Genomic DNA, 15,045 nt, shown 5'->3' on the forward strand with positions numbered 1-15,045 from the left:
GGGTGACAACGATGGCCATACCGAAAAGAACTGTCCGTGGTGTGCACGACCTACGCACGTATTCAGGTAAGGTGGATATTTTCCAGGAACCCCACCGGGCGTATATGCAGATCAGCTGCCTGGAGATGGAGAAGGTTCGCCGCAGCAAGGAACGGGACAGTGCGATGCAGCGGGTGAGGCAGATCGATGCCCGCTTTCGGGAGATCGAAAAAGAAGAAGCCTACCTGTTGAAAGGACTTGACGGCATCAAGCTGATCAGGCACAGCACCGGGCGACTGTTCGATGCTTCGGGACTTCATGCGACGAGAAGTTTTAGAATCAAGTACTAAAGTGCGCCTCGAGCGGCGGGCCAAACGGTGCCGCAAAGGCCGTAAACCATGTGCCCGCATAGGGCATCTACAAGGGAGGACCGGAAATGAAGATTAACTGTCTTTCATGCGGACACAATGTGGACATATCCGAGGCTTATGACGACTATACCGGTGTAATCAGATGCTTTGCTTGTCATGCATTGCTTGAGATCAAAACCGAAAATGGATGGCTCCGCTCGGTACAATTGGCAAACAGCCCGTCCGCCTCGCCGCCGGACGTATCTGGCCCCAGCGATTCTAGCGAGCGGCCGGAGCAGACCGGTGTATCCTCGTTTGGAACGTGAAAGGGCAGGTGGGATCGTGTTGGCAGAGACCTCACCCAATCGGGGACGGTACTTATACGCCATTGTTGAAGAGGACAGTAGGCAAACAAGCGGCCTTGTCGGCATCGCGGGGGCTGAAGTCTATACGATTTCCAATGGTGGCGTCTCGGCGGTTGTCAGCAATATCCTCAACCAGAAAATTCGCCCGGAGCGCCGCCATCTAGCCGCGCACCAGAAAGTCCTCAAACAGGTGATGACCGATAGTACGCCGCTGCCGATGTCCTTCGGCATCATTGCCGACGGTCCGGATGCCATTCAGAGGATCCTTTCCCTCAATCAAGAGGCCTTTCAAGAGGAACTTGAGCGTGTGCAGGGGAAGGTTGAGATGGGGCTGCACGTCACCTGGGACGTGCCCAACATCTTCGAGTATTTTGTCAATACTCACCCGGCGCTAAGGTCCGCCCGCGACACGTATTTCGGAACCCCGGACCGTGAACCGACGCGAGAGGAAAAGATCGAGGTGGGAAGGATGTTTGACCGCACGCTCAAGCAGGACAGAGAGGGCTATACCGAGGATGCCGTTAACGCGTTATCCCGCCATTGTGTCGCGATCAAACGGAATAAATGCCGCACTGAAAAGGAGGTCATGAATCTGGCGTGCCTGGTGGCCAGGGAGGCCGAGGCCCGGTTTGAAGCTGGAATTATGGAAGCCGCCGGCATGTTCGACAACAATTTTGCATTCGACTACAACGGGCCCTGGGCGCCGCACAACTTTGTGGAGATCGACCTGAAGTACTGACGATCTTCGATTGCGAAGTATCTATTTGGGAAGCCATGTTTATCATTGACGACGTTCTGCTTTTTCCGGTCTACGGCACCCTGTGGATTAACAATATGCTCTGCAACGCGGCCCAGGAGGAGATCGCCAATGAGGCCGAGTCGCTGACGATGCAGTTGAGTGAACTGTATATGGCCCTTGAGACTGGGAGGATAACCGAGGCCGAGTTTGACGAGCGTGAAAAAGAGTTACTGGACCGTCTGGATGGCATCGAGACGAGAGGAACGCTTGGCGAGGATGAGGGTGAGTAATAAGAACGTGAACACTCTGGAACGGTCTTCGCGCGATGGGGCCGCGGTGGCCGCGGGGCCCTCTTTCCTAAATAATACCGATCTGCGACTTCTGCTGTTCGGCGGCAAAGGGGGCGTGGGCAAGACCACGTGCGCCTCGGCGACGGCCCTCCACTATGCCCGGCATCAGCCTGAACGGAGCTTTCTCCTTGTCTCAACCGATCCAGCTCACTCCCTGAGCGACAGCCTGGCGGGTTCATCCCTTCCGGGCAATTTACAGACGCTCGAAATTGATGCCCAGGGCTGCTTGTCCGACTTCAAGAATAAACACAATGCCAAACTGAGGGAGATCGCTTCTCGCGGGACCTTTTTAGATGACGAGGACATCAGCCAGTTCATGGACCTCTCTCTTCCGGGACTGGATGAGCTAATGGCCTTTTTGGAAATCACCCAGTTGGCGGAAGATCAAAAACACCACTGCATTGTGGTGGATACCGCTCCCACCGGCCATACATTGCGGCTTCTGGCTATGCCGGAATTGATCGAAAAATGGCTCGATGCGCTGGATGCATTGCTCGCCAAACATCGTTACATGAAGCATCTGTTTGCCGGGTCCTATCAACGCGATGCGCTCGATGAGTTCCTTCTGGATTTGTCCAACTCGGTAACGGGTATGCGGCGACTCTTAACGGATTCGGCACGCTGCTGTTTTGTGCCGGTGCTGCTGGCTGAGGCGCTGAGCATCTACGAAACCCGGCTGCTGTTAGATGAGCTGGAGCGGCTGGAGATAACTGTTTGCGACATCGTTGTCAACCGTCTGTATCCTGAAAGCAGATGTCCGCAGTGTTCGGATCGGCACGCGCGGCAGACCATCAATATGCGTAATGGGTATGCCGGACTGGCGGGATATGTCCTGTCGGCCGTTCCCATGTACCCGAAGGAGGTTCGCGGCGCAGACGCCCTGCATACGTTCTGGGAGAATACGCTTGTATTGGCGAATCCGCTTCCCTCGGTGAGTATTCCCCAAACGAATAGGCAACCCGAAGTCTTGAAACCGGCCAAGTTGCCCGCGGTTGATACCAAGCTTTTACTGTTTGCCGGCAAAGGTGGCGTGGGCAAGACCACGATGGCCTGTGCGACCGCCATCCGAATGGCACAGGCACTAAACGGCAGGCAAGTACTTCTCTTTTCGACTGATCCGGCGCACTCTCTTTCAGCCTGTCTGGACACGCCCATCGGCGCGACGCCGACCAGATTAAGCCCCAGCCTGACAGCCATGGAAATAGATGCCCAATCAGAGTTTGAGACCTTAAAAGACGAATACGCGCAGGAGTTAGAGGAGTTCTTGGACGACATTTCCTCGAATTTTGATCTAGCCTTCGACCGCGATGTAATGGAACGGATCATGGACCTCTCGCCGCCCGGCATTGACGAGGTTATGGCCCTGACGTCGGTCATGGATTTTCTTTCACAAGACCAGTTCCAGTTCATCATTCTCGACTCGGCGCCAACCGGGCACCTGGTGCGCCTGCTGGAGACCCCCGAACTCATCGACCAGTGGCTCAAGGTGTTCTTTAATCTCCTTCTGAAATATAAACACATCTTCAGACTTCCTAAGGTCTCACAACGCATGGTGCAGATGTCCAAGGCCCTCAAGCTGCTGCAAAGACTGCTGAAGGGCAGCCAATCCTCGGCCCTCTTCGGCGTGACCATCCTGACCGAGATGGCATTTGAAGAGACCAAAGACCTTATCGCCGCTTGCCAACGGATGCACATCTATGTGCCGCTGCTGTTTCTCAACCTGGCTACGCCTCCCAGCAGATGTCCCCTGTGTTCAGCTGTTCATCAGCGGGAGAAGGCAATCATGCAGAAGTATAAGCAGGCGTTTGCTGATCAGCATCAGACCCTGGTCTATCAGCAGGGCGAACCCCGAGGGCTCGAAGCGCTCGGGCAACTGGGAGAAACACTGTACAAACACTATACAATTGATGATGGATTATGGATTCAATCAAAAATGCGTTGGAAGAGAGCGAGCAGGTCTCTTTATGTGAGGCCCTCGATCGCGTCCTCAACAAAGGAGCGGTGGTGATAGGGGAGGTGACCATTTCGGTGGCCAACGTCGATCTGATCTACCTGTCTCTTAAGGTTGTGCTGACATCGATTGAAACCGCTCGCGAAATGCTCGCTTTCGATGCCGAAGGTTCCTGCTAGACAAGAAAGTCGGCACGGGAACGGCGGGCATAAGAGGTAAGGTATGTACTCTGAAAAACAGTCAAAAATAGAGTCGGAGGCGCTTGGCGATTTTGCCAAAGTGATGCAGAGCGGCGGTTTTTTCCAACCCGAGCCGGCAAAGGGGCGGGAAAGCACGGGACCTCAACCCAAATCCGCCGGCCGCCTGAACCTGAATCAGAAGGATGTGAAAAACGGCCTCGGCCAACTGGTGCTCACACTGGTCAAACTGCTGCATGAGCTCCTGGAGCGACAGGCCCTCCGGCGCATCGAGGCGGAGTCACTGAGTGACGATGAGATCGAAGAGCTGGGGATAACGCTGATGAAGCAAGCCCATGAGATCGAGAGGCTTCGTAAGGAGTTCGGCCTCGAGGATGAGGACCTGAATCTCGATCTAGGGCCGCTTGGAAAACTACTATAACTCATCCACAGCGCATGGCCATGAACCAGAAGGAGTCTTAGTCGTGGGCATTCTGGCCGTGGCTATAGGGATACTATTCTGTGTGATTTATTGGTGGCAGAAGAAAAACAGGTGGCCGGACCAATGACAACTGTATGGATTCATGATTGGCGATTGAGGCGCACGAGCTGTCCCCAATCTTCATCTCAACAGGGACAACCGCACAGATACGAAAGCAATCAGCAATAATCAATGTAAACCGGAGGTTTTAGTATGGCCATTCAGCGGGCAACAACCCTGCAAACTACCAACCTTGCCGACATCCTCGAGCGCGTCCTGGATAAGGGGATCGTCATAGCCGGTGATATCCGCATAAGCTTGGTGGACGTCGAGCTCTTGACGATTCAGCTGCGACTTGTCATCTGTTCCGTAGATAAGGCCAAAGAGATGGGGATGGACTGGTGGGTCAATAATCCGGCATTATGTTCCGGAGCGGGTAAGAAAGAAATGGAACCGGTCTTGGATACTCTTACAAGAATTGAGGAAAGGCTGGGCAGGCTGGAAGGTGTTCCAGTATCCGAAAAGGGCTGAGCGGACTGAATCAGCTGCGCCGTCGCCACTCCTATTTGCCCCTCCCCCTTTCCCCCCTTGGGCAAATTCCTCGTCAGAGCAGGAGTTTCCCCATTCTGTTTTGGACTGGTTCATGATGCCGACTTCGTCTCAGATGCTCGACGCCGCCTCCGCATCCCCGAAGGGGATTAACGTGGGTAGCCGTAGGCGTCAGCCTACGGAATCGGAACGCATCCCCACCTCCCCAGATTGGCCCTGAAGGGGCCGCACAACAGTCCTTTCACACCGGAAACCTTCGTCATAAAACGGTCGATTGTGCAACCCTTTCAGGATTGTTTTTCTTTTTCTTCGCTGGTCGTGATCCGTAGGCTGACGCCTACGGCTACCCACGTTCCGCCCTTTCAGGGCGGGAGTATGCCCCGGCTCCGGTAAGCTCCAATTCCAGTCGATGCCGTCCGGAATTAGAGCCACGCGGCGAGGGTCTTTTCTTTGACGCCGCCGACAGGGAGCACTTTGCCGCGGAGCGTCAGTTCGCCCGTCATCGCCCCGTTGCCATCGTAATAGTAGCTCCAGGTTGAGGCGCCGTCTGTCGAGGACGTGAGCTGGTCCGCTGAATCGAAGTAGGTCGTCGTGCTGTGCGACAGCGGGTCAGTGGCCTTCGTGGGCCGACCAAGCGCGTTATAGGCATAGACCGTGCTGTTGGGAGCCGCTAAACATGTTCATCTTATGAAGTCTCCTGCCTCCAACCTGATTTTTGTGGCGAGGTGGCACGGTTGACGGTTACCTCTCAGATGTGCAAAGATGGGGTTGATGTGGCGTAGGCTGAGCATTTTACGACGAAGAGGGAACATGGATGAATCTGAACATCTTCAAGCAGATGGCAAAGGTTAAGGAGAAGATAGCAGCGGCGCAGGAGGCGGTGCGCGAGAAGACCGTTGAGGCAACCGTCGGCGGCGGGATGGTTACGATAGTGGCGAACGGGGCTCAGGAGATAATCTCCATCAAGTTTGATAAGCAGGTTATCGACCCCGACGATGTCGATATGCTGGAGGACCTCGTTCTGTCGGCGGTGAATGACGCGCTGCGCAAGTCGAAGGAGTTGATGGCGAGGGAGATGGGTCGGTTTGCTAGGCAGATGGGCCTGCCGCCGCAGATACTGAACCAGCTATAGAATGGGTTATCCTCGTCAGTTTGTCAGCTTGATCGCGCAGCTTGCGCGTCTGCCTGGCGTCTCGAGGCGCGGGGCTGAGCGGCTTTCGCTATTCATCCTGAACATGCCCGATAAGTCGGCGAAATCGCTGATCAAGGCGATAGTCTCGGCACGGGAGAAGGTGCACAGATGCAAGCAGTGTTTCAACCTCTCGTCGGCGGAGCTCTGCACGATTTGCTCCGACGATGAGCGGGACAGAACGACGCTCTGCGTTGTGGAGACAGCTCGCGACATTGCGGCTTTAGAGCGTTCACACAGGTATCGTGGTCTTTATCACGTCCTTCTCGGGAAGGTCTCGCCGCTTTCAGGCGTTGGCCCGGAGGACCTGACGATAAGCAACCTGCTTGAGCGGCTCAAGGGCGGCAATTTCAGCGAGGTCATCATCGCCACGGGGACAGACGTAGAGGGTGAGGCAACTGCGAATTACGTTGCGCGGGTGGTAGGTGAGCTCGGCGTTGCTGTGAGCAGAATAGCCTACGGCGTGCCGATGGGAGGGCCTTTGGAGTTTGTTGACGAGAGAACGCTTGGTAAGGCTGTTGAGGGTAGAACAAGGATCGAACGAGATGACAAATCCAAAAGAGAAAGGTAGCAAGAGGTCTTTTTGGGGCCTGGCGACCATCGGCCTTGTCGTAATCGCCGCAATCGTCATAACGATAGTTATCGTCGTCCATTCCGTTGATTGGCAGGCGTATCTGGACAAGCACCTGGCCGAGGCGATGATGCTGGACACCGGCCCACCGACGAAGTCACCGGAGGATGTTGGGCTTGTTTTCAAAGACGTCGTGATAAGCACCCAGGACGGGGTGAATCTCGCTGGCTGGTTCGTGCCAAGCGAGGAGTCGAGGGTTACGATCGTTTTCTGCCGAGGTGCGAGGGGCAACATCGGCGTCTGGCTAGATATGATCAAGCGCCTCCACGGTCTAAACTACAACGTGCTGGCTTTCGACTATCGTGGGACGGGTCTGTCTGGTGGTGAGGCCTCGTTCCTGATGACAGAAAAGGACGTTGAGGCGGCCGTGAACTATGCAGAGAGGCGTTTTGGAGGGGCTGCAAGTAGGATCGGCATCTTCGGGGTCTCGATCGGTGCTGCGGTCGGGATAAACGTTGCGGCAAAGCTTGACGCGGTTGAGGCGATAGTTGCCGATTCGCCGTTTTCGTCGTTCGGGGAGGTACTTCCACGGGTCATCAAGAAATACTCGCCACAGCTTGCGGCCAAGATTCCCAAAGATGCGAAAGCGACGGCCGCGTTCGACCCGATAAGGTCAGTCGCCGAATTATCGCCCAAGCCGCTTTTCATTATTGCGAACGAGAATGATGCGCTTTGCCCCGCTGATATGGCCCGGAATCTCTATAAGAAGGCAAGGATTCCCAAATATCTATGGGTGGCGCCCGGGACAGAGCATATCGGCGCCAAGGACGTTTTTTCGATGGAGTACTGGGCCAAAGTTGGGGAGTTCTTTGACCACTGGCTCGCTGGGGCGAGGGCGGCAAATTTCGAAGTCGCGGGAAAGGTCAAGTCGCTTCCCGACGGCGAGTTTGAGGTGAGGCTTCGGCTGAGCAATATCGGCGACGTGATGAGCGAGGATGTTCCCGTGGCCATCATAATTGAGACCGAGGCGGGCGAAGTGTGCAAGAACGTCTATTTCCCGGAGAAAAGGCTGCTCTCGTTCAAACTCGATTCAAAGCCGTTGAGTTTCAGGGCAATGCGATTCTTTCACGTCAAACGCAGCGGCGACGGCTGGGAGCTCTTGCCCGGCTAGGCCCAATACTGTTCACTTAAGGGTCTCCGTGAAATCCTGAGCCTCGACTCGAGGCGCCGCAGCGATGACGAATAGGATACCTGCTAGTACTGCGTTTCACTGCTCGAGGATTCCGCCTGCACGGCGTGACTCTTCAGGAGCCGCCGAGCACAGAGCCGCATCACACGCGGGCATGTGTCGAGGGCGATGACAGGGATGATACTTGCCGGCGCGAACGTCTTCGAGGCGGTCTCCATACAGGTAGTCGTTTTCTATCTGCTTCTCTGCCAGGCGACGGTTGTCGCCACGATCGTCTCTTACCTTGCAGGCAGGCAGTTTTTCTGCAGCGACCACACGCTTCTCGCTTAAGGCCAGGGAACGTCCAGAACACCGGACTATGGCCCCGTCCGCCTCGGCAGCAGCTGCCCAATGCGTTCTGGGGTAGAGAGGGTCTCGGGAGCGGAGGCTCTCCGCTGGCAATGGTCAGAAGATGATCCACGAGGGCGACCAAGAAACACTAAGAAGAAGCTTGGCATCCCCTCATGTCTTTCGTGGACAGTCTGTTCGGTTGGAGGATGCGCCATGCCAATCTGTGAAATCTGCGTCATCTGTGGACCCTTTCCTATGCGGGCAAGAAGGCCAAGCCGCCGCACTCCAAACGGACCCTCGTCGTGCCCGACACCCCATCAATGTGATTATTGGGGAGCTTGCTGGCGATTGACTCACACCACGCTTCGCCCTATATTCTGCTCCAAAATAAACCTAAGCACTGACTGTTCGATCTCTTTCAATCTCTGGAGCGTGAGAGTAAGGCAATGAAGGCGAGAACATTCCCGGGTGGGATACATCCGCTCGAAAACAAATACCTAACCGAGAAGAAGCCTATCGAGCGGGCTGCGGCGCCGGAGCTCGTAGTGATCGCGATGTCTCAACATATCGGTGCACCATGCAAACCCATCGTCAAGGTCGGCGACGAGGTGAAGATGGGGCAAAAGATCGGCGAGGCGCAAGGTTTCGTATCGGTGCCGGTCCATTCGAGCGTGTCCGGCAAGGTCAAAGCGATCGGCCCGTTCCAACACCCGCTTGGCAATGTGCAGCCGGCGATAACCATCGAGAACGACGGGAGGGACGACGCGGTCGATCCCATGCAGCCGCTCGATGACATAAGGGACGTGGAGCCGAAGAAGCTAATCGGGCGCATCTGTGAGCTCGGCGTTGTGGGAATGGGCGGGGCGACGTTCCCGACGCACGTGAAGCTATCGCCTCCAAGAGAAAAGCCGATCGATACGGTAATTCTGAATGGAACAGAGTGTGAACCATACCTGACCGCCGACCACCGGCTGATGCTCGAGCATCCCACACGGATAATCAATGGCTTCAAGGTCGTGGTCCGTGTTCTCAACGCAAACCGGGCCATAATCGGCATCGAAGCCAACAAGCCCGATGCGATCGAGGTGATGCGACAATCGCTGAACGGTTCGGGCAACATCGAGGTGTTCAAGCTCTTGGTCAAATACCCACAAGGTGGCGAGAAGCAGCTGATCAAGTCGCTTCTGGACCGCGAGGTGCCGCCGCCGCCGGGGCTTCCGATGGATGTTGGCGTGGTCGTTCAAAACGTGGGGACTGCGGCGGCGATTGCGGATGCTGTGTTCGAGGGTAGGCCGCTCATCGAGAGGGTAACCACGGTGACCGGAAGCGGCGTCAAGGACCCCAAGAACCTGTTGGTGCGTGTGGGGACGCTAGCGTCGCAGCTGATTGAGCAGTGCGGCGGCTACAATGGCGAGATCGGCAAGATCATATTTGGTGGGCCGATGATGGGCATAGCGCAGAGCACAGACCGGGTTCCCGCCTGCAAGGGCACCTCTGGCGTGCTGGTGCTAACCAAGGACGATACCACAATCCGAGAGCCCGACCCATGCCTCAGATGCGGCAGATGTGTCCAGGCCTGTCCAATTCACCTCAGGCCGTATCTACTCGGAGCGCTCGTGGAGAGCGAGCGCCTCGACGACGCCGAGGCTGAGTCGGTGCTCGACTGCATCGAATGCGGCTGTTGTGCGTTCGTGTGCCCCTCATCCCGGTGGCTGGTTCATCTTTTCAAAAGTGCCAAGGCGCAGATCATGGCCAAAAAACGCAAGAAATAGCACCGATGCTGACCAAATGTTCAAGGGACAAGAGGCTGTCCAGGAGGGCTTGAAGTGAAATTCTTCGTCGATACCGCTGACGTTTCCCAAATCAGAAGAGCGAGGGAGATGGGACTCGCAGATGGCGTAACAACCAACCCGTCTCTGGTCTCAAAGACTGGCCGAGCCTTTAGGGAGACCCTTGCCGAGATCTGCGAGATCGTCCGGCCTGGCCCTGTCAGTGCCGAAGTCATAAGCCTCGAGGCGGACAAAATGGTTGCCGAGGCGCGGCGGCTTGCCAAGATAGCGGACAACATAATCGTCAAGGTCCCCATGACCAGCGACGGAATGAAGGCAGTTCGCATCCTTCAGGGCGAGGGCATAAGAACCAACGTAACGCTGATCTTCTCCGCCAATCAGGGCCTTTTAGCATGTAAGGCCGGCGCCTCGTTCATCTCGCCCTTTATAGGGAGGCTTGACGACATCGGCCACAACGGTATGGAGCTAGTTGCCGAGCTGCTTGAGATAAGGGGCAATTACGGCTTTGAGACCCAGGTCATAGTCGCCAGCATTCGGCACCCAGAGCACGTCAAGCAGGCGGCTCTCTTGGGCGCGGACATCGTAACCATACCATTTGCGGTCATGGAGAAGCTCTTCCGGCATGCGCTTACTGATGTCGGCATCGAGCGTTTCCTCGCCGACTGGGAGAAAGTCCCCGACAAGAGCTTCTAGTCTATGGTCGCAATTTCCCATAATAAACGGTATAAGTTGAAACGGAGGGCTTGAGAATATGAAGTCTGTCAACTCAATGGTCTTCTGCCTTGTTCTGTTGTGTGCATTCATGGCGGCTCATGTGGGGGAAGGCTCGGACGCTAAGATAACAAACTATCGCAACTGGGATTTCATCGTTGACGTTGCCTCGAGAGGGAACGTGATTGCCGTCGGCACTATGTGCGGCGCTCTGGTTTTGAATGAGGGACAGGTTACTTTGCTATCCACGGACAATGCGGTTATGGGATTCAGCCAAGTAGGCGCTGTTGATGTCGCGCCCGACGGGAGCGTCTGGATAGGCGGATGGGGGCTCTGTCGATACTCTCAGGGAGAGGTCCTCAATTACCCCCTGTTTGACAGCGCCTATACTGTTGCCGCCATCTCGAGAGACGAGGCCTGGGTAGTAGGCTCCATGCCTGGGAATTATGATGACTATCTGTTCCACGTAAACGCAGCAGAAGTGAAGCCAGTTGAGATTGATGGGTACCCGGATGAACTCATCTTTGACGGATTCGGGAACGTATTCTGTTCCGCCGATGGATGGATCTTCTGGTATGACACCAAAAGCGGCTCGTTTGTTGAGTGTCCTGGGTTTGACGTTGACTTCTACGTATTCGCGCGAGACGCATCAGGCTTTGCCTATGTAGCTTCAGAGGACGGTCTTTGGCGCTTCGACGGAGATCAATGGCACCAGATTGCCGACGGAACGGTCTGGGCGCCATTCCCGTACGGCCCCAGCGGTTTCTCGTTCGCAGAGGACGGCACGCTGTGGGCCTACGCAGGCGCCGGGTTGCTCCGGCGCGACGAGCAGAGCGGCCAGCTCTTCACCGAGGGGTGCGGGATAAACCTGGTATTTGAGTATGACGACGATAGCACATGGCGGAACGGCGTCAGGGGAATCGCGGCGCTAGAGGGCACCCAGATGGTTGTAGGCACGCGGTCCGACGGCCTGCTTGTTTTCGATGGCCACCAGTTCTCACACGTCGGATTCGGCGACGGTCCGCCGGACAACATCATAACGGATTTGGTTGAGGACTTCCGCGGCCGGATGTGGGTCGGTGAGAGCGGCGCTTTTGGCATCGGTTGTTACGATGGCGCTGCTTGGGATTATTTTGACCCAGAGGGCGTCTTCAGCTGGTTTGAGGTGGCCGCGACATGTGTGGACACCAACGGCTCGATTCAATTCTTCGAGTACCCAGGAAGACTGATAAGCTTCGATGGCGCTGAGTTCTTGGTTCAGGAGGGATACGACCACGGCGTGACGGACTGCGTTGGGGTTCAAATGGAGCCTGCGGCAGATGGCGAGCTCTGGGTGAGCCTCGAAGGGTCTGACTTCTACGACTTTTCAGGTGCAGCGCGGATACGAGGAGATGATTGGGAGCTATTCCCAACCTATGACCTCTTCCCCGGACGCGCGGTCAGTTTTGGGCCCGCCCAATTCGGTTGTGGCACCCATGCCAAGACCAGCGGTGATCGGGGAAGGGCCCCGACAATTGTAATGGCGCCGGACAACCGCGTCTGGCTCATCCTGGGCAGCGTTATTAGGACGTTTGACGGCCGGAATTGGGGCGGCGGCTCTCTTCCGACTCCCGTGCCATTCGCCCAGTCCGACGTTTCTGGCGCCGTGTTTGACGTTGAAGAACGGCTTGTTTTCTTCACGGCGCAGGGCGTCTTCCGGTCAGACGGAGAGTGTTGGACGCAGCTCTACGAGGAGTCCGCGTTGAAGGGGACGATCGATGCGGATGGCGCAATCTGGTTCATCGGATTTGACCAAATGTGGAAATTCGAGCTCGTCTCGATCAAGCCCGACGGGACGGTGATAACGTTAGACGAAACCGATGGACTGGCCGACTGTAATCTGCTCTGCGTCACTGTCGATCATAACGGCGACAAGTGGGTCGGCACAACCGGTGGGCTTTCTCGCGTCGAGAACGACGGCCCTGCACAGCAATCGCTTCAGCTCTCGACCAGCGTCAACCCGCAAGGCGTCTTGACCCTGAGCGCGCAGCTCACCAACGCCGGAAGGATCATTCCTGTCTCGCTGTGGCTCGCCTGCCAATATAACGGTCAGTTCTACTACTACCCCGATTGGGGCCAGACGCCGACTCCGGTCGATCTCACGCTCAGTGCCTCCTCCATTCAACCTCACGTGCTGCTGAACATCGACACGAGTTCTCTCCCGCCCGGTGACTACACGTTCTACGGCGGCGTCAGCCTCCTCGGCGGCATGGACTTGCTTATCGGCGCCCGAGGCAACAAGATCGCCGTCGCGACATATTCATCACCAGTCTTGTGAAGATCGGAATATCCTCGAACAGCCCGCCGGGTTTCGATTCGTGCTATGCCAGCAATTCCTACCCAATACGACACGGTGTTTGCTGGGACAACCTTATCGAGGGAGCAAACAGCGCTATGGAGCGCATGTGTACGGGCCATGGATGAGACTGTGAAAACTGCTGTGCCCGTAAGGCAGAAATATGTAACCTCAATCGTAGCTGATTTGTTTTCCACTAGGAGCTGGGGAATGATCGTCTCTCCTACAGCTGTCTTTTGGAACTTAACGGAGTGACATCAAGGAGCCGGTCTAAATGCCGATTTTTGAATACCATTGCGACGATTGCGGGAGGGATTTCGAGGCGCTCGTCTCCCCAGGCGAGCAGGTATCTGAGTGTAAACATTGCCGAAGCGAGCACATAAGACGGCGCTTTTCATCCTTTTCAACCAGAACTGACACATACACCTCATCAAACCGAGACTCTGCCATAACCTCGAGCTGCGCCTCCTGCAATTCAGGCCACTGTTCCACATGCCACCACTGACGCAATGTCCCATGACCGAATCGACAGCATCGTTTTCGACATGGACGGGACGGTTGTGCTGGCCCGGGACATCGCCATCCAATCTGTGCACCAGGGCACAAGAGAGATGTTTCTAGAGCTCGGCATCGACGCTGAGCTCCCTACCAGAGAGAGAATCCTCGACAGCATAGGGAAGCCATCGCCTGAGTACTTCGCCTCGCTATTCCCCGATCTTGAGCCCTCCGTCAGAAGCAGAATCCAGCAGCGAATATATCAACTTGAGGCGAAGCTCCTCGCCGAAGGGGCTGGGTCCTTCGCGCCCGGCGCGCCCGGCGCGCTTGTCAAGCTGCGTCGGATGGGCCTCAAACTTGGCCTCGCCAGCAACTGCGGCATGGGGTTCCTCAAAGGCAACATCGACGCGTTCGGGCTCGACAAATACTTCGACATGGTCCTATGTAGCGGCATGCGTGGCTATCCGCCTAAGGCGGCTCTGCTGAAGGAGATACTCGCGGAGTTTGGCTCCAAAAGGGCAATGATGGTCGGCGATAGGTGTTACGATATCGAGGCCGCAATTGAGTGCAAGATGATCCCGGTGGGCGTCCATTACGGCTACGGCGCTCCGGGTGAGCTTCAAGGAGCAGAACTTCTCATACAAGACCTCAACGAGCTGCCCAATATGCTTGACGGCTCCAAGTCTAAAAGCCAACTCACCGGAGACCCCAATGCGAGTTGAACGTCTTACGGTGGGACCCCTCGACGTCAACTGCTATATCTTATGGGACGACACCTCGCATGAGGCGATAATCATCGACCCCGGAGCGGAGCCCGACCGCATACTCGACACCATCAGGAGCATCGGGCTTACCGTCAAGATGATCGTCAACACTCACGGCCATGTTGACCACACAGGCGCAAACAAGGAGATCAAAGAAGCGCTCGGCTGTCCCATATTGATGCATCAAGACGACCTTTATCTCCTGAACGACGAATGTGGCATTCCAATTGCGGAGCTGATCGGCGCCTCGACCTCGCCGCCCCCCGATCGAACGCTTGTAGATGGCGAGAAGCTCAGATTGGGCAAGACCAATATCGAGATCATTCACACACCCGGCCACACGCCGGGCAGTGTGTGCCTTCTTGCAGACGGAACTCTCTTTACAGGGGACACGCTCTTTGTCTCCGCCCTCGGCCGAACCGACCTTCCAGGCGGTTCACAGAGCCAGCTTCTGGAGTCGATCAGACAGCGCCTTCTGATCCTTCCCGACGACACAATTGTCCTCCCAGGCCACGCCTACGGCCCCCCACAATCGACTATCGAGCAAGAGCGCCAAACAAATCCCTTCTTAGCGTAGGAGGCTCGTATCCGATGACCAAGACCTCCACGCAATCAAACTCCTTCCCCGAAGCACCCCAATAATCAGATTGACCGTTCGCGAAGTTGTCTGTTGCAGTTACTTAACACGTAGATAGAGGAGTTCATGTTGCAGTCCGAACTGGTGCCTCCTT

Annotated in this window: 17 protein-coding genes; all 17 read left to right on the forward strand. The window is 56.1% G+C overall.

What is annotated here, in order from left to right; translation table 11 throughout:
* Nucleotides 1-11 precede the first annotated feature (11 nt).
* Nucleotides 12-329 (forward strand): hypothetical protein, encoded by a 318-nt coding sequence (locus VM163_08995; GenBank protein HUT04011.1) that lies wholly within the window; start codon nucleotides 12-14, stop codon nucleotides 327-329.
* 86 nt (nucleotides 330-415) lie between these two features.
* Nucleotides 416-655, forward strand: coding sequence for a hypothetical protein (locus VM163_09000; GenBank protein ID HUT04012.1), 240 nt, complete (start codon nucleotides 416-418; stop codon nucleotides 653-655).
* A 19-nt stretch (nucleotides 656-674) separates the two neighbouring features.
* Complete coding sequence (locus VM163_09005) at nucleotides 675-1,433, forward strand: GvpL/GvpF family gas vesicle protein (protein HUT04013.1); 759 nt, start codon at nucleotides 675-677, stop codon at nucleotides 1,431-1,433.
* A gap of 35 nt (nucleotides 1,434-1,468) precedes the next feature.
* Nucleotides 1,469-1,723 (forward strand): gas vesicle protein GvpG, encoded by a 255-nt coding sequence (locus tag VM163_09010; protein ID HUT04014.1) that lies wholly within the window; start codon nucleotides 1,469-1,471, stop codon nucleotides 1,721-1,723.
* Nucleotides 1,716-3,791 (forward strand): ArsA family ATPase, encoded by a 2,076-nt coding sequence (locus VM163_09015; protein ID HUT04015.1) that lies wholly within the window; start codon nucleotides 1,716-1,718, stop codon nucleotides 3,789-3,791. Before VM163_09010 ends, VM163_09015 begins: the two co-directional genes overlap by 8 nt.
* Nucleotides 3,701-3,913 (forward strand): gas vesicle protein, encoded by a 213-nt coding sequence (locus VM163_09020; protein ID HUT04016.1) that lies wholly within the window; start codon nucleotides 3,701-3,703, stop codon nucleotides 3,911-3,913. The genes VM163_09015 and VM163_09020 overlap by 91 nt, the downstream gene beginning before the upstream one ends.
* A gap of 43 nt (nucleotides 3,914-3,956) precedes the next feature.
* Nucleotides 3,957-4,352, forward strand: a complete 396-nt coding sequence (locus VM163_09025; GenBank protein HUT04017.1) for a gas vesicle protein K — start codon at nucleotides 3,957-3,959, stop codon at nucleotides 4,350-4,352.
* Nucleotides 4,353-4,604: 252 nt separating this feature from the next.
* Nucleotides 4,605-4,922, forward strand: a complete 318-nt coding sequence (locus VM163_09030; protein ID HUT04018.1) for a gas vesicle protein — start codon at nucleotides 4,605-4,607, stop codon at nucleotides 4,920-4,922.
* Between the two features lie 832 nt (nucleotides 4,923-5,754).
* Nucleotides 5,755-6,072, forward strand: a complete 318-nt coding sequence (locus tag VM163_09035; protein ID HUT04019.1) for a YbaB/EbfC family nucleoid-associated protein — start codon at nucleotides 5,755-5,757, stop codon at nucleotides 6,070-6,072.
* A gap of 1 nt (nucleotide 6,073) precedes the next feature.
* Nucleotides 6,074-6,700, forward strand: a complete 627-nt coding sequence (gene recR / locus VM163_09040) for a recombination mediator RecR (protein ID HUT04020.1) — start codon at nucleotides 6,074-6,076, stop codon at nucleotides 6,698-6,700.
* Nucleotides 6,675-7,871, forward strand: a complete 1,197-nt coding sequence (locus VM163_09045) for an alpha/beta hydrolase (protein HUT04021.1) — start codon at nucleotides 6,675-6,677, stop codon at nucleotides 7,869-7,871. Before recR ends, VM163_09045 begins: the two co-directional genes overlap by 26 nt.
* A 186-nt stretch (nucleotides 7,872-8,057) precedes the next feature.
* On the forward strand, nucleotides 8,058-8,219 hold the full coding sequence (locus tag VM163_09050) for an ABC transporter permease (protein ID HUT04022.1): 162 nt from the start codon (nucleotides 8,058-8,060) through the stop codon (nucleotides 8,217-8,219).
* A gap of 446 nt (nucleotides 8,220-8,665) precedes the next feature.
* Nucleotides 8,666-9,991, forward strand: a complete 1,326-nt coding sequence (gene rsxC, locus VM163_09055; protein ID HUT04023.1) for an electron transport complex subunit RsxC — start codon at nucleotides 8,666-8,668, stop codon at nucleotides 9,989-9,991.
* A 54-nt stretch (nucleotides 9,992-10,045) separates the two neighbouring features.
* Complete coding sequence (gene fsa / locus VM163_09060; GenBank protein HUT04024.1) at nucleotides 10,046-10,702, forward strand: fructose-6-phosphate aldolase; 657 nt, start codon at nucleotides 10,046-10,048, stop codon at nucleotides 10,700-10,702.
* 58 nt (nucleotides 10,703-10,760) lie between these two features.
* Nucleotides 10,761-13,037, forward strand: a complete 2,277-nt coding sequence (locus VM163_09065) for a hypothetical protein (GenBank protein ID HUT04025.1) — start codon at nucleotides 10,761-10,763, stop codon at nucleotides 13,035-13,037.
* Nucleotides 13,038-13,564: 527 nt separating this feature from the next.
* Nucleotides 13,565-14,272, forward strand: coding sequence for an HAD family hydrolase (locus tag VM163_09070; protein HUT04026.1), 708 nt, complete (start codon nucleotides 13,565-13,567; stop codon nucleotides 14,270-14,272).
* Nucleotides 14,262-14,891 (forward strand): MBL fold metallo-hydrolase, encoded by a 630-nt coding sequence (locus VM163_09075; protein ID HUT04027.1) that lies wholly within the window; start codon nucleotides 14,262-14,264, stop codon nucleotides 14,889-14,891. The genes VM163_09070 and VM163_09075 overlap by 11 nt, the downstream gene beginning before the upstream one ends.
* Nucleotides 14,892-15,045 lie beyond the last annotated feature (154 nt).

The organism is bacterium, from assembly GCA_035527515.1.
Lineage (GTDB): Bacteria > B130-G9 > B130-G9 > B130-G9 > B130-G9 > B130-G9.

Bases quoted from the DNA above. Each gene is read 5' to 3' on its own strand.
- VM163_08995 (HUT04011.1), top strand. From the start codon at position 12: ATGGCCATACCGAAAAGAACTGTCCGTGGTGTGCACGACCTACGCACG.
- VM163_09000 (HUT04012.1), top strand. From the start codon at position 416: ATGAAGATTAACTGTCTTTCATGCGGACACAATGTGGACATATCCGAG.
- VM163_09010 (HUT04014.1), top strand. From the start codon at position 1,469: ATGTTTATCATTGACGACGTTCTGCTTTTTCCGGTCTACGGCACCCTG.
- VM163_09020 (HUT04016.1), top strand. From the start codon at position 3,701: ATGGATTCAATCAAAAATGCGTTGGAAGAGAGCGAGCAGGTCTCTTTA.
- VM163_09025 (HUT04017.1), top strand. From the start codon at position 3,957: ATGTACTCTGAAAAACAGTCAAAAATAGAGTCGGAGGCGCTTGGCGAT.
- VM163_09030 (HUT04018.1), top strand. From the start codon at position 4,605: ATGGCCATTCAGCGGGCAACAACCCTGCAAACTACCAACCTTGCCGAC.
- VM163_09035 (HUT04019.1), top strand. From the start codon at position 5,755: ATGAATCTGAACATCTTCAAGCAGATGGCAAAGGTTAAGGAGAAGATA.
- recR (HUT04020.1), top strand. From the start codon at position 6,074: ATGGGTTATCCTCGTCAGTTTGTCAGCTTGATCGCGCAGCTTGCGCGT.
- VM163_09045 (HUT04021.1), top strand. From the start codon at position 6,675: ATGACAAATCCAAAAGAGAAAGGTAGCAAGAGGTCTTTTTGGGGCCTG.
- VM163_09050 (HUT04022.1), top strand. From the start codon at position 8,058: ATGACAGGGATGATACTTGCCGGCGCGAACGTCTTCGAGGCGGTCTCC.
- rsxC (HUT04023.1), top strand. From the start codon at position 8,666: ATGAAGGCGAGAACATTCCCGGGTGGGATACATCCGCTCGAAAACAAA.
- VM163_09065 (HUT04025.1), top strand. From the start codon at position 10,761: ATGAAGTCTGTCAACTCAATGGTCTTCTGCCTTGTTCTGTTGTGTGCA.
- VM163_09070 (HUT04026.1), top strand. From the start codon at position 13,565: ATGTCCCATGACCGAATCGACAGCATCGTTTTCGACATGGACGGGACG.
- VM163_09075 (HUT04027.1), top strand. From the start codon at position 14,262: ATGCGAGTTGAACGTCTTACGGTGGGACCCCTCGACGTCAACTGCTAT.